Below are 19,230 nucleotides of genomic sequence, written 5' to 3' on the forward strand. Positions count from 1 at the left end.
ATTCAAAAACTCAAAATTATGAGAAAGTTAATCGTCATAACCATGATTACCATCGATGGCGTAATGCAAGCGCCTGGTGGTCCGGGAGAAGATACTTCGGGTGGTTTTGAATATGGAGGCTGGGTGGCGCCTTTTGGAGATGAAGAATATGGCAAAGTTATGCAGGAGCAAATGAAGCCCGCCGATATTCTTTTAGGCAGAAAAACATTTGATATTTTTGAAGACTATTGGCCGAAACATGCAGAAGCCTGGCCGGGAATTAATGAAGTTACTAAATACGTTTTGTCTTCCACCAGAAAAAATTCTGATTGGGAAAACTCAGAATTCCTTTCATCTGTTGAGGATATTAAAAAACTCAAAAATTCAGAAGGCGGAGATATTAAAGTTTGGGGAAGCGCAACACTTGTCCAGCTTTTGCTTGAGCATGATTTAGTTGATGAACTTGCGCTTCTCGTTTATCCAATTATTCTTGGAAAAGGTAAAAAACTATTTAAGGATAGTGCAACTCCGTCAGGATTTACATTGGTTGAAAGCACTACTACACCAAGCGGTATAATTGCTGTAAGTTATAAACGAGCGGGTGATGTAAAAACAGGAACTATTGGAGAATAAAAATTAGATGAAAGAAAGTATTCGAAACTTTTTAGCAAAACCTAAAAATATATTTTTATTAGACAGCTTTGGAGCTCTGCTAACTACTTTTCTACTCTATTTTATTCTGAGAAATTTCAATAACTTTTTTGGCTTATCAAAAGATATTTTCGAATACCTTTCAATTATTGCATTCCTATTTTTCATTTATTCAATCGGATGTTATTTTTTAGTCAAGAAAAATTGGAAACCTTTTTTAAAAATAATCTGTACAGCTAATATTCTTTATTGCATCCTAACATTTGGTATTCTACTCTACAATTATAAAAGCGTTTCTGTCTTTGGTATTCTTTATTTTTCAGGAGAAATCATTCTTATTGCAGGACTTGTATTTGAGGAAGTAAAAATAGTAAGAAAAGCCTTTTTTTAACATTTTACTATTATTTCATAAATAGCAATGAAAAATCCGACATAATTAACTAAAATGATATTATATTTGAATAATTTTAACAAGACTTATTATTCAAATATGAGAAAAATCTACTTATTGTTTTTATTTTTTAGTTTAAAAATTCTTGCTCAAACCCCAAGCTTAGATAATACATTCAACACGAGAGACGATGGTAAATATGATCAATATATTGGATACAATAGTGCAATGTTTTCTGACGGACGATTACTTTCGGTTTACGGATTTCAAGATGCTACCTCTTGGAAAATTATACGTATAAATCAAGATGGAAGTATAGATAAGACTTTTAACTTTTCGGGAAACTGTGGTCGTTCAACAAAAATTTTCATAAAATCGAATGGAAAATTCTTGACTCTAGACGAAGGTCTAGTAAAGCGCTACAATAACGATGGAACTCTGGATAAAACCTTTACTCTACCTGTAACTGTTGGGGTTATCAAGAATTTACTTATTGAAGACAATGGAAAAACAACTATTGTTGGCAACTTTTCAAAAATTAACAATACAAATGCTTTTGGTATTGCAAGATTAAATGATGATGGAAGTATAGATAACACATTTTTGTTAACCTATGATTTTTATGCTAGCGGTTCGAAATATTATATAAATACAATTGCAATTCAAAAAGATGGAAAATATATAGTAGGAGGCGAATTCCCTAGTATAAATAATTATAATGGAAGAATTAGAAGATTAAACAACGATGGTACAAATGATGATAGCTTTAATGTATACAGTACCTTTGTTGATAATCTCGGCCTTGACTATCCTCTAGAAGGTTTCGATAAAGAAATCAATAAGATCCAAGTTCAAAACGATGGAAAAATTATGGTTAGCGGAGGAAGTTTTCGTTCTAATGGTAACAAAAAAAGTTTAGAAATTGTCAGACTTAATTCAAACGGAACTAGAGATACAAGTTTTAGTTTGAATCTTATCAATTCACCTACTTTTAACAATAGTGACATTTCATCTTTCCTTATTCTAGATAACGGAAAGTATCTCATAAATACTACCAAATACAAAACTTACAAATTAAATTCTGATGGATCTATTGACAATTCATATGTAGATACTAATCTTGCTCCTTCTGTATATTCTTTTTATGACGGAACGATGTTTATTCAAAATGGTAAATTCATAATTAACGGAACATATAACGGAACCAACGGAATTACTCGATATGGAATTTATCGCCTGAACAGCAATGGTGATTTAGACCTGAGTTTTAATCCTCATTCAGGAACAAACTTGGTAGATTTGAACGAGGCTTTTACTAATAATAATAATTCTTCATTTACTAATAGCCTTCATAATCCTTTAGTATTGTCAGATGGAAAAATTATAATTGCAGGAGGATTTTCTTCCTATAATGATAATGGATGCAGACGTATTTGCAGGCTAACACAAGATGGAGAATTTGACTCTAGTTTTACGCTTGATCCACAAATAACACTTTTTACGGAGCAAACAGATTATCAATTAAACGCAATTCTTAAAGAACAAAATGATGGTAAAATATTAATTTCAAATGCGTTACAAGAAAAATCAGCTATTTCAATAAATGTAAATGGAAATCTAAAAAATCTAGTGAGAATAGATAAAGACGGCAAACTAGACAATTCTTTCAACTTTACTAAATCTTTCAACTATGACAATAGCTCTAATGTAATTTTGGATTATAAAATTCAAAAAGACGGAAAAATTATATTATTAGGCAGTGGAGCTTTTTTTATGGATAATAAATTCTATAAACTTATTCGACTTAATACCGATGGTTCTGTTGATGAATCATTCGTATCTAAACTCTTTAATGGAATTCCGAGCTCTTTAGAGATACAACCAGACGGCAAAATATTAGTTTGCGCCAATTTAGACATGTATTCTCAGGAATATAATTATTTACACCGACTAAATCAAGATGGATCTCTTGACGATTCATTTAAAAGCGGATCACAAAGCAATTATTCAAAACTATTAGAAAACGGGAAAATATTAGTAATTTCCCATAAAAGTTTTGACGACACATATATTCGTCGATTAACAGAAAATGGAACTATTGACAAAACATTTAATGAAATAATTACCACAAAGACTTTCAGCCAAATATTCACCTCTGGCAATAATATTATCGTAACAATGCCTCTTGGTCAGCTTAGAAACAGCCCTACAACCGAAAATAATTTGTTTTATGTATTTGATCAAAATGGTATTTACAAAAATTCATTTAGTGGCCAACAAAACTATAATCACGCACAGATTGTTCAACAAAATTGTGACAACTTTATTGTAGCCGGTAACTTCTTCAGTATTGATGGAACTAAAAAAAACAACATCATTAGATACAGCTTATCCAGTAATTTAGCTACTCCTCCACCAGTTGGCGAATCAAATCAGATCTTTAAATCTGGGCAAACTTTAGCTAACCTCACTGTTAGTGGACAAAATATACAATGGTACAACAGTCAAAGCTTATGCTCTTCAAACAACAATGCAACAAATAAAAGAAACACTAATGTAGTTTTATCACTAGATACAATTCTTACTGAGGGAACAACCTATTTTGCCACCCAAACAATTAATGGGATTGAAAGCAATTACAGACTTCCTGTTACTGTAAGCCAAACTCTAAGCACAAATGATTATGTTTTTGAAAACCTCAAAATATATCCAAATCCAATAAAAAATTATTTTAGCATATCCAACAGTTCCAGCATAGATTACCTTGAAATCTATGATTTATTAGGTCAGACTTTATTAAGTGAAAAATATTACTCAACCACGATAAAAATAGATCTTTCAAATTTTAGCACTGGCGTCTATATCGCAAAAATTTATTCTGACAATCAGATAAAATCGATTAAAATAATTAAACAATAACTTATTCATTAACAGAAAATAACTCCAAATCCTAAAACATTTGCAAAAAATTCTATAACACATTTTCCTGATTCCTGAAGTAATTTTAAATATCAATTTAAAACATCAGAAGTCATGCAAAATAAAATACTAAGATTGTTAATGGTATTCGTAGTACTGTTTTCATTTACAAGCTGTGAAGTTATTGGAGACATTTTTAAGGCCGGAATGGGATTCGGGATTTTTATCGTAATTTTTGTGGTTGCGATTATTATCTGGATTTTCGCAAAAATGTTCGGAAGCAAATAAAACATAAAAACATCCTCGTTATTTTCATAGCGGGGATTTTTTTTGCTACAAATTACACAAATTATCACAAATTTAATTCGTGGAAATTCGTGCAACTCGTGGCTATATTTTTAAATTAAAAAATCCCAAACTCCAGTCTAATTTGGAATTTGGGATTTTTAATATATTGGAATTTTAAAATTAAAGATTATACATCTTTTTTCTTTGTTCTTGAATCTTCTCATCATCAAGATATTCGTCAAATGTCATGTAACGGTCGATAACTCCGTTTGGTGTCAATTCTACGATTCTGTTACCAACTGTTTGCGCGAACTCGTGGTCATGCGTTGTGAAAATCACAGAACCTTTAAAGTTTTTCAATGAGTTGTTGAAAGCTGTAATAGACTCCAAATCTAAGTGGTTTGTTGGTTCATCTAGCATTAAAACGTTTGCACGCTCCATCATCATTCTAGACAACATACAACGTACTTTTTCTCCTCCAGATAAAACTCTAGATGTTTTTAAAGCTTCTTCTCCAGAGAAAATCATTTTTCCTAAGAAACCTCTAATGAATACCTCATCACGCTCTTCTTCCGTTTTAGCATACTGACGCAACCAATCTACTAAAGTCAAGTCATTTTCGAAGTATTTATGGTTTTCAGCTGGCAAATACGCTTGGTTTGTTGTAATTCCCCAATCAAAGCTTCCTGAATCTGCTTTTTGCTCACCGTTTAAGATTTCGTAGAAAGCAGTTGTTGCACGTGAATCTTTAGAGAAAAGAACGATTTTATCGCCTTTCGCCATATTCAAATCCACATCTTTGAATAAAACTTCTCCATCTACAGAAGCCGATAAGTTTTGTACATTCAAAATTTGATCACCAGCCTCACGATCCTGATCGAAGATAATCGCAGGGTAACGACGGCTTGAAGGTTTGATTTCGGCAATATTCAATTTCGAAATCATCTTTTTACGAGAAGTTGCTTGTTTCGATTTCGCCACGTTTGCACTAAAACGACGAATAAACTCTTCCAACTCTTGTTTCTTCTCTTCTGCTTTTTTGTTTTGCTGTGCACGTTGTTTTGCCGCTAATTGGCTAGACTCGTACCAGAATGTATAGTTTCCTGAATAGTGATTGATTTTTCCGAAATCAATATCAGAAATATGTGTACAAACCGCATCTAAAAAGTGACGGTCGTGAGATACAACGATTACAGTGTTTTCGTAGTTTGCCAAGAAGTTTTCTAACCAAGCGATTGTCTCGAAATCCAAATCGTTGGTAGGCTCATCCATGATCAATACATCAGGATTTCCGAAAAGTGCCTGCGCCAAAAGCACACGTACTTTCATTTTTCCTTCCATATCAGCCATTAAAGTATAATGATCTGCTTCTGTGATACCTAAGTTAGACAACATTGCTGCAGCATCAGAATCGGCGTTCCAACCGTTCATTTCTTCGAATTGAACTTGAAGCTCCCCTATTCTATCTGCATTGGCATCATTATAATCTAAATAAAGCTCATCCATTTCTTTTTTAACAGCGTACAGAACTTTATTTCCCATTAAAACGGTTTCCAAAACAGTATGCTCATCGAACATGTTGTGGTTTTGGTTTAAAACCGACATACGTTTTCCTGGCTCTAAATGAATATGTCCAGAAGTTGGGTCCATATCACCTGAAATGATTTTTAGAAAAGTAGATTTTCCAGCACCATTGGCTCCAATAACTCCGTAGATGTTTCCGTGAGTGAAAGTTGTATTTACTTCATCAAATAAAACTCTTTTACCAAATTGAACTGATAAATTATTGACTGTTAACATGAATGTCTTTTTAATTAATTTGGTGCAAAAGTAGTGAAAAAGGTTCAGAGTTGCAAAGATGCAAAGGTGCTAAGTTTTTTATATTGACAAGGCGGTTCTCGCAAAGGCGCAGAGGCGCAATGTTTTATTTTTATATAGATGATTATACGCAATCTTGTCAGAAATGACAAAAATGAGATTACTTTGCGAGATTAATTCTATTACAATTTACTTTCCTTCTCCAAAGCCACTTCAAGACTTTCGAAGTTCGGCAAAACTTTCGCAATCATCCCTTCTTTGTTTAAAATAAAATGCGTTGGAAAAGAATTTAACTGCAAAGCTTCATTCATATATTCTTTCATGTCTGGAATTACAGAATATGAAAGAGGTTTTCTCGCTAAAAACGTTTTTAACTGTTCTGGAGAATCTTCGGCTAAACTCATGAAAACAATGTCTTTTCGGTCTTTGTATTCTTCTGTTAATTTGTTGACTTGGGGAAATTCTCTTATACATGGCGTGCAGTGAATGTACCAGCATTTTATTACGATGATTTTTCCTTTCATGGATTCATTGGTAACCAAATTTCCGTTTAAATCTTTAAATGAAAATTTAGGAAAAGCGGTTCCTTCCATTTTATAGTTTTTGTAAGCATCAAAACCAATTTGATTTATTGTCGCTTTTATGCTCGTATCTGTTTTTGGCTGAATTTTGAAAAGTTTATAAACATAAATAGCTTCATCCGATTTTAATCGGACTGGAATGAAATTTCCGTTTGCTAATTGATCTAAAAAAGTTTCTTTTGAAATTTCTTTTGAAGATGAATCCAAAGCTGTAAAATCTCTTGAAAGCATTATTTTTTTACTTTGATAAACCGACCAATCCGTGAACGTTTTTTGAATTTGAATGGGATCAACTTCAGGATTTCCAAATTTATTTTGGCTAAAAGACGATACATTAATTAAAAATAAGAATGCAAAAATGAATGATTTCTTCATGGAGTTTTTAGGCAATAATTCTAAAATCAAAAGTAATGATTTTTAGACAATGACAACCTTTTCAAAAATTCAACTAAATAAAAAAACCTGGCAATAAAATCACCAGGTTTTATAATGTTCGCATTTAAGTGAAAACCAAATAACAAATCACTCAAATTTGATCATTATTCTGAAATAAAATCTAAGATTAAAAAATAAATAACCAAACTCAATTTTAACCGTCCCAATATTTTATTTCTATCTTTTATTGATTGAATCCGTTTGTGATAATTATCTCTGCCAGAAAATTGCTGACAGAGATAAATAAAATAAAGCACTAAACAAACACTACTAATTCAAACCAAATTTTCATATTAACTTTTTCAAGCCAGCATAAACTGCCAACTCCACATCGGCAAAATCTTTTGTATTGCAATCTTCAATTAACTTCTTCAAATCTTCTGTTTTCAAAGTCGATTTGTTGTCAAGAGATAATAAAACTTGTTCTGAAGCATCGCTTAATCTTTTTGCCAAAGGAAGAATTGGCTGTACTAAAGGTGCATTTGCACTTAATTCATTCAATCCTTTATTTAAGGCAATCCATTTTGTTAAAAATGCCGCAACTTTTGCTTTGTTTTCTGGAGTTTTATTTGCTGCATATTGCGTTGCTGCTTCATTAAAAGAAATTGCATCTTTAGCATCGGCTGAACAGGCATCTGCAAAAAGTGTCAACGGAGAATACATTTGATATTCTGTTCCGCCTTTGTTACGCGTGTATCCTTTTAATGGTTCGCAAACATTTGAAAATTCATTCAAAATATTGATATCTTGATTATTTGCAATATTTCTTAAGATTACAGCTTTATTGCGAATATGCGTCAGTCCAACTTCCTCAAGTCTGAATGAAACAACATCAAGACGTTTGCGCATATTTGCAACATCAACAATATCTTCTGCTGACCAAAGTCTTTCAGCAATTGCTGCGGTTCTTGGCCAAACTCTTGAATCAATCGTTTCTGGACTAACAAGCTCTGTCCACATCGTTGCTTCTCCACCTAAAATCCTTGCTTTTTCCTCAGTTGTCAAATTAGCGCCTTTAGGCATTGGGTCATTCAAATAATGACTTTCAACTGGATACATCAAATCAATATAATAACCGTTTGACAAAACTGTTTTATAACCTTTCTTTACAGCATCAACTAAAGATTGTCCTGCAGCCATTCCTTCATTTACACCTCTCCAAGAATGAATAATTGCTTCTTTCGACATATTTTTTGTCAAAATTTCTTCCCAGCCCATTAATTGTTTTCCGTGTTTTTTCAACATCGGAACCAATTGCATAGTAAAATACGTCTGCAATTCATGATTAGTCGTTAAATTGTTTTTCTTCTTGAAAGCTTGAATTTTTGGGTTTGTATCCCAGTCTTTTCCTTCATTTTCATCTCCTCCAATATGAAAATAAGCGCCTGGGAATAATGGGCAAACCTCATCAAAAATTTCACTCAATAATTGATATGTTTTAGGATTTGAAGGATCTAATGTTGGCGAAAAAATACCTGCATTTCTTTCAAGTCCATAGGTAGCGATTGCTGTACCTTGAATATTTTTTTCAGAAGTTCCACCAGTTAATGTAATCACTTTGCTTCCAATTTCTGGATAAGCTGTAAGTATTGCTGATCCATGACCTGGAACATCTATTTCTGGAACTATCAAAATACCGCGCTCATCGGCGTATTTTACGATATTTTTAATTTCCTCTTGTGTATAATACAATCCATCTGAAGCAACATCAATTAGTTTTGGATGTTTTTTCATTTCAATTCTCCATCCTTGATCGTCAACTAAATGCCAGTGAAAAACATTCATTTTCATTGCCGCCAATCCATCAATATTTCTTTTGATAACATCAATTGGCTGGAAATGTCTTGAAGCATCAATCATCAATCCTCTCCAAGTAAAACGAGGAAAATCAGAAATTTGCGAATTTGGGAAAAAGAATGATGTATTGTTATTCTGCAACAATTGCAATAAAGTTTCTAAACCGTGCAAAGCTCCTAAATCGCTTGTTGCGTTTATAGTTATTGTGTTTTGTTTGATATCTAAATGATAACTTTCATCTTCATACAAACCAATTTTTCCACTTTTTGTGCAATTGATCTGAAGTTCTGCTGACGGAACTTCATTTAATTTAGTAACAAACCCTTGTGAGAAAAACATACCAGTCCGACCATCTAAGCGACGCAAGAAACGAGTTACTCCTCCAAAAATTCTTGGATTTGGGTTTCCGGTAATATTTACTTTAAAGTTTTTCGTTAAAGTAAAATTGCCGTCGTTTATAACAACACTTTGAGGCCAAGGCATAAGATTTAGCTGCTCCTTTTGAACTTGAGCGCTAGACGTTAAACCCGCAAATAGTAAGACTAATAAATATTTCATTTTATTGTTTTTGAAAAAGATGTATTCTTGCGATAACACTAAATTTATAAAAAGGACAAAACTCAGAGCGACTTCTATTGAACCTCACTAATCGCTATAAAATCATTCTGAATTTTGCAATTGACTCGTTTTCTGAATCTAATAATCGAAACGCTTAAAGGCTTCAATTGCTTCGTATTCTGCCAAACCTAATTCATCATACAGAACTGCTGTGTTTTTGTTTCGGTCTTCAGCCCTAACCCAGAATTCTCTAGAATCATTTCCTTGGAACATAACACGGTCTTTTTGCGACTGATGATACAAAATGGCATGACGTTTCAACAATACTTCTGATGGACTTAATGGAACTGCCATATCGATTTCATGAATATCCCATTCGTGCCAAGCGCCTCTGTACAACCAGAGCCAACAATCGTCCATATATTTTTCCGATTTAAGCTCTTTCATTGCCGCAAAAATAGCATTCAAGCAAACTTCATGTGTTCCGTGCGGATCAGCGAGATCTCCTGCCGCGAAAACCTGATGCGGTTTTATCTTGGCGATAATATCTTTTACGATCTCAATATCTTCTTGACCAAGCGGATTCTTTTTAACCTGTCCAGTTTCATAAAAAGGAAGATCTAAAAAGTGTGTATTCTCATCTTTTAAGCCAATGTATCTTGTAGCGGCGTAAGATTCTCTTCTTCTGATTAATCCTTTTAATTTTCGAACTTCAAGAGAATCAATCTCATTTTGTGATTTATTGTTCAAAAACTTAATAACCGATTTAAAGTTAATATCTTTTGACAAATCTGCGCCTACAAAATCATTACATACTTCAGCAAACTTCAATGCTTCATCGTCTGTAACAGCAATATTTCCAGAGGTTTGATATACAACGTGTACATCATGACCTTGTTTTATCAATTTTGAAAAAGTTCCTCCCATAGAAATTACGTCATCATCTGGGTGTGGACTAAAAAGAATAACTCTTTTTTTAGCCGGATTGGCTCTTTCTGGACGATGCGAGTCGTCTGTATTTGGTTTTCCACCAGGCCATCCGGTAATGGTATGCTGCAAAACATTAAACATATTAATGTTCAAATCGTAAGCAGAACCTTCTTGTGCCAAAAGATCAGACATTCCGTTATTATTATAATCACGGTCTGTCAATTTTAAAATCGATTGTTTTGTTTTTTGGCATAACCAAACGATCGCTTTGCTTTTTAATTCTTGTGTCCAAATGCATTCGCCAACAAGCCAAGGCGTTTTGAAACGAGTTAATTCTGATGCCGCAGATTGATCCAAAACGAAAGTTGCGTTAGGATGATTCTGCAAAAATGTAGCCGGAACTTCTGAACTGATATCACCTTGAACGGTTCTTTTAATGATATCGGCTTTGTTTTGTCCCCAAGCCATTAATACAATTCTTTTTGATCTCATAATGGTCGAAACTCCCATTGTGATCGCGCGTTTTGGCACATTATCTATCCCATTAAAGTCTGATGATGCATCGACTCTTGTAATATGATCTAATGTAATAATTCTTGTCCCTGAATTGATGTGCGAACCTGGCTCGTTAAAACCTACGTGTCCTGTACGACCAATTCCTAATAACTGAAAATCTAGACCACCAGCTTGTTTAATATTCATTTCGTAATCAATACAGTATTGATTCAATTCATCAATTGCAACTGTACCGTCAGGAATATTAACATTTTCAGGCTTAATATCAATATGATTAAAAAGATGCTGATGCATGAAATAATGATAGCTCTGATTGTTTTCTTTCGCCATTGGATAATATTCATCCAAATTAAAAGTAATTACATTGCTAAAGCTTAGTCCTTCTTCTCTGTGCATTCTCACTAATTCCTCATACACTTTTATGGGTGAAGAACCTGTGGCTAAACCTAACACGCAAGTTTTGTTTTTTTCTTGCTTCGATCTGATTAACTGAGCGATTTCCTGAGCTACAATTATAGACGCTTCGGCAGAGTTTTTGAAAATTTCGTTATGGATTTTCTCAAATCTTGTTTCTTCAAATTTACCGGCGCTTTTATAGCTGATATCAGGTTTTATTTCTAAAGCACTTTTCATTTTTTTCTTTTTTTTGGTATTACAATTTTGGTTTTTAAAATGGTATAAGCAACTCTCGTTACTTATACCATTTTCAATTACTAACCAAACTTAAATTCTTTTAAATTTTCATTATTAGAAGTTACCTGTAGTAGTATCCCACCAAAGTCTAGATCCTCCAGTATCTGGTCCACCTAATTTTGATACTCCCGAAGCAACACCACCAGAATTTCCAGCTCTCTCTGAAACTGGATAGTTAAGTCTGCGAGCACCAAACTCAGTAGTGATTGTTCCTCCACTATAATTTTTAAGTACTGGGAATAATTTTGGATAACCCGTTCTTCTGTAATCAGACCATGCTTCTTGTCCTTCTGGGAAATTGGCAATCCATTTTTGAGTAATGATTTTTTGCAATTTCACTTCATTTGTAGCTGCGCCATCCCAAGCAATTGTTACATTATTAACTGGTACTGAATTGTTAACTGGGAATTTTGGATCTACATAAGCTTTAGCCGTTTTTGTATTATCAGCAATATAACCTGCTGCGCCAGATACTCCGCGCTGATCAAAAGAAGCTGTAATACCTGCTTCGTATAATGTCTTAGCATCGCTTCCCATATTCCATCCTCTTAATGCCCCCTCCGCTCTTAAGAAATAAATCTCTGCGGTAGTCATTAAAACAATTTCTTTTGTTCTTACCACAGCTCCAATTCCAGAAAAATCTTGGTGGTCTGATTTCGCAGCAATTTCAATACCAGTACGAACACCTTTATATTCACCAGGGAATTGAGTTGAAGTATCGAAATAAGCTGCTAATCTTGGGTCATTATATCCTCCCATAATTGATTCCATATCTGCAGACATACGAATATCCAACCAAGCACCACTAATTGTAGCGATTGGATTATTGTAAACTGGTGAAACAACTTTAAATAAATCTGCATTTGTAGTAAACACACCAAATTTATGTGCAACTGCTTTTTCGGCTTGAGTTTTTGCTAAAGCTGGGTTTTTCTTAACAACACGCATTGCCAATCTCAAACGTAAACTGTTTGCAAATTTAACCCATGCTTTATAATCACCATTGTAGCCAGACATGTCTGTAGTCGCAAATGTCGTGGCTTCGCCAGCGTCAACTCTTTTTGTCAATTCGGCAACAGCAAAATCTAATTCAGCAAACATTTGATTGTAAACTTCATCTAATGCATCATACTCTATTGTAGATGCGTTTGTTCCAAATTTTGAGTAAATAATTGGCCCATAAGTATCTGCAACTCTATGCATTCCTTCAACTTTCAAAATCAAAGACAAAGCATAAAACTGATCGTATTTACCTTTTGATTTTTGAGCAATATCATAAGCGTTGTACATTACATTGCTATAGGCATAATCCCAAGTATATCCATTCCAGTTGTCCATTAATTTATACGTGGTATTATTAATTCCTCCTTCAAAACCAGTTGGAGTAGCCATGTATCCTGACCAGATATCACTATTTAAGTTTTGCTGTAATTGATATACCCATTCTGGCATAAATACATAAAGATTGTTGAACATTGGAGCAAAGCCTCCTTTAATGTGATTAAAATCTTGTTCAAATAGTTCAGGAGTAATACCGTTTGGATTGGTATTAATCTCTTCAAAATCACCTGTACAACCCACTGCTGCAAGCATTGAGATACAGATAGCTGTTCTTTTTATATTGTTGAATTTCATGTTTTTAAAATTAGAATGTTACATTTAAATTTAGACCGATATTTCTTGTAGATGGCATTCCATAGATGTCAACCCCTTGTAAACCTTCACCTGTACTTAATGCAATATTTGGGTCAAACGGTGCATCTTTATAGATAAAGAATAAGTTTCTAGCAATTAATGAAATACTTGCAGCCTTAATAAATGGTAATTTTTTAGCATTGAAATTATATCCGATTGAGATTTCTCTCACACTTACATTTGTTGCGTCATAAACATATTCTCCAGTAATACCTGCTCTACCACCAACTTGTGTATAGTAAAGTTTAGCATCCATTGAAGTAACCGCAGTTCCATCACTAGCTCTAACCGCATTCACTTTCACACCACCTGCATTTCTAGCATCACCTGTAGCTTGAGACACTCCAAAAGAATCATTTTGTGCTTGTGTCAAACTCATTACTTCACCACCAAAACGGCCATCAATTAAAACATTTGCAAAGAACGAACCTAATTTGAATGAATTAGACAAACCTAACATGAAATCAGGATTAGCGTTACCTACTTCCTGGAAATCAGTTTTTTGAATTGTTCCATCATCATTCAACAACATTCTTCCTTGAGCATCTTTTTTGTAATTGATACCTTCGATAACTCCAAATGGTCTTCCTTCAATCAATGCATATCTGTAGCTGTTTACTCCAGCCTCAGTTAAGTTAACTCTACCTCCAAGTTCAGTTGGAATCTCTTTAACTTTATTTTTGTTTTGTGAATAGTTCACTGTTGCGTCCCATGAAAATTTGTCATTTCTAACAATTCCAGCTGTAACTACTGCTTCGAAACCTTTATTTTCTATACTACCTGCGTTGATTCCGTAAAAATCAACTCCTTGAGCATTTCCTTTTGGAGCAACTACTTGTAAATATTGGTTTTTAGTTTCAGAATTGTAGTATGACAATTCAAAAGCTAATCTGTTGTTGAACATTCTCCATTCAGTACCAAACTCAAACTCTGATTTTAATTCAGGCTTCAATGATGTACCTTCTTTTGGAGCTACTTTTGGTTTTGGATCTGTAACACCAGGAGTATAATAATATGTCGGTGTTGTTACGAAAGGATAAACGTCATTACCAACTTCTGCATAAGTAGCACGAACTTTACCAAAGTTAATCCATTCAGGCAAAGTTGTCATTTGGCTAATAATACCAGTTAAACCAACTGAAGGATAGAAATATCCAGCACTATCAGTATTAGCTAAAGTAGATGACCAGTCATTTCTTGCCGCAACATCTAAATACAACATTTCTTTATAACCAAAAGTTGTAGCTGCAAAAACAGATTGTACTTCTTTGCGAGTGTCTATCGTTTGATAGTTTCCTGCATTATTATTGAAGTTTTGCAATGTAAACCAGTTAGCATATTTTAATCCGCCACCAATTCCTGAATCTAAAATAGTTTTTTGATTTCCTAAAGTATTCGTTACACTTGTACCGATATTAGCATTAAAACTGAAATCATCACTAAATTTTGTATTGATCGTAGCAATTAAATCTGCATAACGTTGTGTGCTTATAGCGTTTTCTACATAATATCTACCATTAATGTGAGAAATTGTTCCTTGTGTAGTAGCGTATATTTTTTTGTCAAAAGCACTTTCAATTCTGTTATAGCTATAACGACCAGCAATGCTTAACCAATTATTAGCTTTATAAGTCAAAGCTAAAGCTCCATTGAAGAAATTGTTTTTGTCAATAGATTTATTTCTGTTAATTCCCCAATAAGGATTTTGCATAATATCTCTATTAGTCATCCAATTTTGAGCCATTAAGTTTCTGCTTGGATCAAAAACTTCATAATTGTCTTTGTAATATTGGAAATCATTTCCTCTTGGCATTAAATAAACTCCAGTCAAAGGATTGAAATAGAAACCATTTACTGGTTTATTTACAATCTCTTGAGTAGTATAGTTTGCATTTGCTGCAAAGCTAAGTTTGTCTTCAAAAAATTTAGCAGTCTGACGAACACCAAAATTGTTTTTCTTAATACTGTTGCCCGGCATAATTCCAGTTCCAGAAGTATTAGAATATGTAAAAGCGGTAGAAGAATTTTCAGCAGCGGTAGAATATCCTACTGATGTAATTTGAGTTGTTCCTACATTAAAAAAGTCTTTTACATGATCATCACTTTTTTCTTTTGCACCCCAAGATTCATCAGCTCCAGAAGCTGCAACATAATCAGTTTGGAATTTTGGCAAATATGCCGCTGAATCAAACATAGTTACTGAAGAAGCACTAAGGGTTGGAGTACCAGCTTTGGCTTTTTTTGATGACAACAAAATAACTCCATTTGCACCTTGGCTACCATATAATACAGAAGCAGCCGCACCTTTTAAAACTGTCATTCCATCATAATCATCTGGATTAATCAATGATACAACATCACCTCCATCACGGTTTCCAGTCGCAGTACTACCAAAACTGTCGTTTGGCTGGCTTGAAGAACCGTTATACAAAGGAATACCATCAATAACATACAAAGGCTGATTGTTAGAAACAGAAGAATTACCTCTAATAACTACTTTTGTAGAACCACCTGTACCGCTTGAACTTTTAGTTACAGCAACACCGGCAATTTTTCCAGCGATAGTATTGATAAGGTTCGCATCTCTAACTCTTGTCAACTCTTCTCCTTTTAATTCCTGAGCAGCATAAGTCAAAGATTTTCTTGTCTTTTTAATACCTAATGAAGTAACAACAACTTCAGTTAATGCATTAGAAGCTCCCGTAACCAATTGGACATTAACAGTTGTTGCATCTCCAACAACGATACTTTGTGTTTCAAGACCTACATAGCTAAAAACCAAAGTCTGCCCTTTTTGAGCTTCGATTGAATACAATCCGTCAAAATCGGTAGTAGCTCCCTTTTGACTTCCTTGTACTAAAACAGATGCCCCTGGCAACGGCATTCCGTTAGAATCTGTAACCACACCTTTGACATTTTTAACCTGAGCAAGCGAAACCTGCGCCGTAAAAACAATCATAAAGATTAAGAAAATTTTTTTCATGTTTATTTATTTTGTTAGTTATGACGTAAAATTATTCTTAAGACATTGTTAAAAAAAATAAATTATACAAACAGCATTCTTTTTTAAACAAACGACATAAAACATTCAATAATGCGTTTTACGAAAACGTTTTCAAGCTGAAATATTTCTACATTTTAAGCTTAATTCAATATTATCTTCAACAAAATGAGTTATTTTATAAATAATACAAAATCAACTAACTAATTAAAATACAACACCTTAAAAAGTTAAAAGCTGAAGCAAAAACGCATTTCCTGTTTTCTTTAACAAAATATTAAGTTTTATGTTTAATATTTGCCCTACCGATTATTGGCAAAATAGTGTCGTTTATATTTTATCTTAATTATCACAAAGTTGTGTTGTACTGATTTTTAATGCATTAAGCTTTTTATGAATAACTTCTAAAAGTGAATATTCGTCAAATGAATCTTGCGCGAGTTCCCAAATCATAATTCCGCCCGTATTTTGAACTGCATATTCCACTTTTTTAGAAATTGTTGGTCTTCCGTTATAATATGTTTTTCCTAATTCATCAAGTTCTGCAAATTGTTTTCCTGCCTTAACAATTTCTCCATACGTAGAACTTGTAACATTGGGAAAAGTGAAATTATAACCATAAAAAGGTACACCAAGCGTTAGTTTTTCACTTGGAACATTTTGTTGTTTGTGCCAAAACTCTATTCCGTTTTTAGCAAAATCGAAAGAGCTGTGCTGACCTGGATTATTTGGAGTCCACGGCCCTGTACTATCATAGGCCATGATATTTAAAAAATCAAATGCGTTTAAAGCTTCAGTACTTATATTTTCAAAACGAGTATTATTAGGCAACGCTGCCGTCATAATTTTTTTATGTTCAAAAAGACTTTTTTTTAATTCAATCACAAAGCCGCTATACCCAACAGTTACAGCGTTCCATTCAAGATCGACATCAACGCCGTCTAAACGATGAAGTTCCACAAAATTTATGATGTTCTGAATTAAAGCAGGCCTGTTTTCTGGTTTATCAATTAACCAAGACCAATTTGATGCTTGCTCCTCTGAAATTACGCCACCTGCTAAAGAAATGCTTATTAAAATAGTAGGATTAACTGATTTGGCATACTTAATAAGTGCATCAATATCTCCTGCAAAAATGATATTTCCATTTTTGTCTGGATTTGCAAAGGCAATATTGAGATGTGTTAATTTGCAAAACTGAATCGAAGTCATTTTACTAAAACTATCCGACGATAAATAACCTACAACTCGAGCAGTTTTTGGCTTGCCCTCATCGTTATCAAAATCTTTTTGAGAACTACAGCTATAAACCGATGTCAACGAAATTATATAGAAAAGAATGCCTAATAAGGCTTTATTATTGATCATAATTTTTAATTTAAACAGATTGTTTTTAATTTAATTAGATTGAAATAATACCTTATTAGGCATAACTCTATGGTGTTGTGAGCTTATTTTAGTTTACATCCCACCAAACTTTATTTGTCCATTCATTCTTGCCACCCATTCTTGATAAAGCTTCTTGGAAATTCGCACCATTCTTTTGTGCTTCATCATTTGGATAATATAAACGTGTTGGAACAACTCCGCCCGTTTCAGAATCTGGATTTTTGATTGGCAACAATTTAGGAAATCCAGTTCTTCTCCAATTTGAATAGGCTTCAATACTATTCAACAAGTACGTAACCCAAAGCTGTGTAGCAATTTGTTCTTTCTCACTTCCTGCAACTAATGGTTTGTTGTTCAAATAAGTGTCAATTGCACCTTGAGTTGGCAACGCAGCACCATACATTACAAGGTGTCTGATACCAGCCTCAACTCCTTTTCTATAATAATCAGAAGCAGCACCTGAAACCCAGCCTCTATAAGCGGCTTCGGCCAATAATAACTGTGATTCTGAATAACTAACATGCAAAAAAGGAGTTGTTTTTAATTTTAAATAAGGCTGAATTCCTGAAATTGCATTAGATCCACCTGGCATATCCCATTGAAAAACTCCTGGAGTATTACCAACATAAAGTTCTTCACCTGGAGCTGGAGCACCACCAGCTACACCTGCTGTTTTAGGAGTTGCAAGCATTGTTAACCTTGGGTCGCCATTATTTCTTAAAAAATCAATCATTAATGAACTAAAGTGATCTCCATTTTCGTTTCCAATAAAAGCATATGACAATCCGTTTCCTCTAAAATCAAGCGCCCCCGGAGTATCATTAAAAGGGAAATCCAAACATTTCATAAAACAGTTATCAGCATTGCTTTGAAAAACACCATTTTGAAATGCTGCCTTTGCTTGCTTTTCTGCTTCTGCAGGGCTTACTTCTGAAATTCTCATGGCAAGACGCAAACGCAATGTATTAGCTAGCTTTTTCCATTTTGAAACATCTCCGTTGTAAAACTGATCGCCTTTTATTGCACCACCGCCATCGTTCAATTGTACAAATGCTTCCTCTAATTCTTTAAAAAAGGCATTGTAAATGTCTTGCTGTTTATCATATTTAGGCGTTACAATTCCTTTAGAGAACCCTAAACCAGCTTCTGAATAAGGAGCATCTCCATATAAATCTGTAATACGCTGCGCAATCATTACTTTCATGATTTTAGCAACTGCATTCATATTTACCAAAGTAGGATCGCCAGATGTTTTTTCGATAATATCTACAGCACTTTTTAATTCATTTGCATAACCATTTCTCCATAGAGCTGTAGCATAATCATCATTTTTCTTGAATTTGCTTCCAAATTCTGTTACGTTCCATGCACCTGCATAATGCTGCACAAATCCTCCAGAATAAATCAAGTTGGCTCTCCATTGATAGTATCCATCACCTGACAAACACAATTGAGTAAATGTAAGCTGTCCCGCAGGATTTGCAGATAACGCCACCGGATCTTTTTCCAGTTCGTCAAAATTTTCAGTACAGCCAACCAGCGTAAATATTGCAAGTAGGGCTATTATTTGTTTAAATTTCATAATTTCT

Annotated in this window: 12 protein-coding genes; 4 read left to right on the plus strand and 8 right to left on the minus strand. The window is 33.8% G+C overall.

Annotated features, from left to right (window positions below; translation table 11 throughout):
- Positions 1–18 precede the first annotated feature (18 nt).
- From H600_RS0118100 to H600_RS23070, 4 genes are all read left to right on the plus strand, one after another.
- Positions 19–612, plus strand: coding sequence for a dihydrofolate reductase family protein (locus tag H600_RS0118100; RefSeq protein WP_026730115.1), 594 nt, complete (start codon positions 19–21; stop codon positions 610–612).
- 7 nt (positions 613–619) lie between these two features.
- A complete protein-coding gene (locus H600_RS0118105) occupies positions 620–1,021 on the plus strand; it encodes a hypothetical protein (RefSeq protein WP_026730116.1) in 402 nt (133 codons plus the stop codon).
- A 99-nt stretch (positions 1,022–1,120) separates the two neighbouring features.
- A complete protein-coding gene (locus H600_RS0118110; RefSeq protein ID WP_026730117.1) occupies positions 1,121–3,940 on the plus strand; it encodes a T9SS type A sorting domain-containing protein in 2,820 nt (939 codons plus the stop codon).
- Between the two features lie 114 nt (positions 3,941–4,054).
- Positions 4,055–4,228: a hypothetical protein gene (locus tag H600_RS23070; protein ID WP_167330312.1), complete on the plus strand. Its 174-nt coding sequence runs from the start codon at positions 4,055–4,057 to the stop codon at positions 4,226–4,228.
- Positions 4,229–4,408: 180 nt separating this feature from the next.
- Here the strand turns inward: H600_RS23070 and H600_RS0118120 are convergent, their stop codons facing one another.
- From H600_RS0118120 to H600_RS22605, 8 genes are all read right to left on the minus strand, one after another.
- Positions 4,409–6,028, minus strand: coding sequence for an ABC-F family ATP-binding cassette domain-containing protein (locus H600_RS0118120; protein ID WP_026730118.1), 1,620 nt, complete (start codon positions 6,026–6,028; stop codon positions 4,409–4,411).
- A 200-nt stretch (positions 6,029–6,228) separates the two neighbouring features.
- Positions 6,229–7,002: a TlpA family protein disulfide reductase gene (locus H600_RS0118125; protein WP_026730119.1), complete on the minus strand. Its 774-nt coding sequence runs from the start codon at positions 7,000–7,002 to the stop codon at positions 6,229–6,231.
- Positions 7,003–7,350: 348 nt separating this feature from the next.
- On the minus strand, positions 7,351–9,417 hold the full coding sequence (locus H600_RS0118130; protein WP_026730120.1) for a beta-N-acetylhexosaminidase: 2,067 nt from the start codon (positions 9,415–9,417) through the stop codon (positions 7,351–7,353).
- 138 nt (positions 9,418–9,555) lie between these two features.
- On the minus strand, positions 9,556–11,496 hold the full coding sequence (nagB, locus tag H600_RS0118135; RefSeq protein ID WP_026730121.1) for a glucosamine-6-phosphate deaminase: 1,941 nt from the start codon (positions 11,494–11,496) through the stop codon (positions 9,556–9,558).
- Between the two features lie 114 nt (positions 11,497–11,610).
- Positions 11,611–13,191, minus strand: coding sequence for a RagB/SusD family nutrient uptake outer membrane protein (locus tag H600_RS0118140; RefSeq protein WP_026730122.1), 1,581 nt, complete (start codon positions 13,189–13,191; stop codon positions 11,611–11,613).
- A 10-nt stretch (positions 13,192–13,201) separates the two neighbouring features.
- Positions 13,202–16,234: a SusC/RagA family TonB-linked outer membrane protein gene (locus H600_RS0118145; protein WP_026730123.1), complete on the minus strand. Its 3,033-nt coding sequence runs from the start codon at positions 16,232–16,234 to the stop codon at positions 13,202–13,204.
- A gap of 360 nt (positions 16,235–16,594) precedes the next feature.
- The gene (locus tag H600_RS0118150) at positions 16,595–17,620 is read right to left on the minus strand and encodes a glycosyl hydrolase family 18 protein (protein WP_026730124.1); all 1,026 of its coding nucleotides are present in this window, start codon (positions 17,618–17,620) and stop codon (positions 16,595–16,597) included.
- A gap of 88 nt (positions 17,621–17,708) precedes the next feature.
- Entirely contained in the window at positions 17,709–19,223 is a 1,515-nt protein-coding gene (locus H600_RS22605; RefSeq protein ID WP_026730125.1) for a SusD/RagB family nutrient-binding outer membrane lipoprotein, read from the minus strand.
- Positions 19,224–19,230 lie beyond the last annotated feature (7 nt).

Origin of the sequence: Flavobacterium denitrificans DSM 15936 (assembly GCF_000425445.1) — a bacterium.
In the GTDB taxonomy this organism is placed as follows: Bacteria; Bacteroidota; Bacteroidia; order Flavobacteriales; family Flavobacteriaceae; genus Flavobacterium; species Flavobacterium denitrificans.

Excerpts from the sequence above, each read along its gene's own strand:
- nagB (WP_026730121.1), bottom strand. The coding sequence starts at position 11,496 with ATGAAAAGTGCTTTAGAAATAAAACCTGATATCAGCTATAAAAGCGCC.
- H600_RS0118130 (WP_026730120.1), bottom strand. The coding sequence starts at position 9,417 with ATGAAATATTTATTAGTCTTACTATTTGCGGGTTTAACGTCTAGCGCT.
- H600_RS22605 (WP_026730125.1), bottom strand. The coding sequence starts at position 19,223 with ATGAAATTTAAACAAATAATAGCCCTACTTGCAATATTTACGCTGGTT.
- H600_RS23070 (WP_167330312.1), top strand. The coding sequence starts at position 4,055 with ATGCAAAATAAAATACTAAGATTGTTAATGGTATTCGTAGTACTGTTT.
- H600_RS0118145 (WP_026730123.1), bottom strand. The coding sequence starts at position 16,234 with ATGAAAAAAATTTTCTTAATCTTTATGATTGTTTTTACGGCGCAGGTT.
- H600_RS0118110 (WP_026730117.1), top strand. The coding sequence starts at position 1,121 with ATGAGAAAAATCTACTTATTGTTTTTATTTTTTAGTTTAAAAATTCTT.
- H600_RS0118140 (WP_026730122.1), bottom strand. The coding sequence starts at position 13,191 with ATGAAATTCAACAATATAAAAAGAACAGCTATCTGTATCTCAATGCTT.
- H600_RS0118120 (WP_026730118.1), bottom strand. The coding sequence starts at position 6,028 with ATGTTAACAGTCAATAATTTATCAGTTCAATTTGGTAAAAGAGTTTTA.
- H600_RS0118150 (WP_026730124.1), bottom strand. The coding sequence starts at position 17,620 with ATGATCAATAATAAAGCCTTATTAGGCATTCTTTTCTATATAATTTCG.
- H600_RS0118125 (WP_026730119.1), bottom strand. The coding sequence starts at position 7,002 with ATGAAGAAATCATTCATTTTTGCATTCTTATTTTTAATTAATGTATCG.
- H600_RS0118100 (WP_026730115.1), top strand. The coding sequence starts at position 19 with ATGAGAAAGTTAATCGTCATAACCATGATTACCATCGATGGCGTAATG.
- H600_RS0118105 (WP_026730116.1), top strand. The coding sequence starts at position 620 with ATGAAAGAAAGTATTCGAAACTTTTTAGCAAAACCTAAAAATATATTT.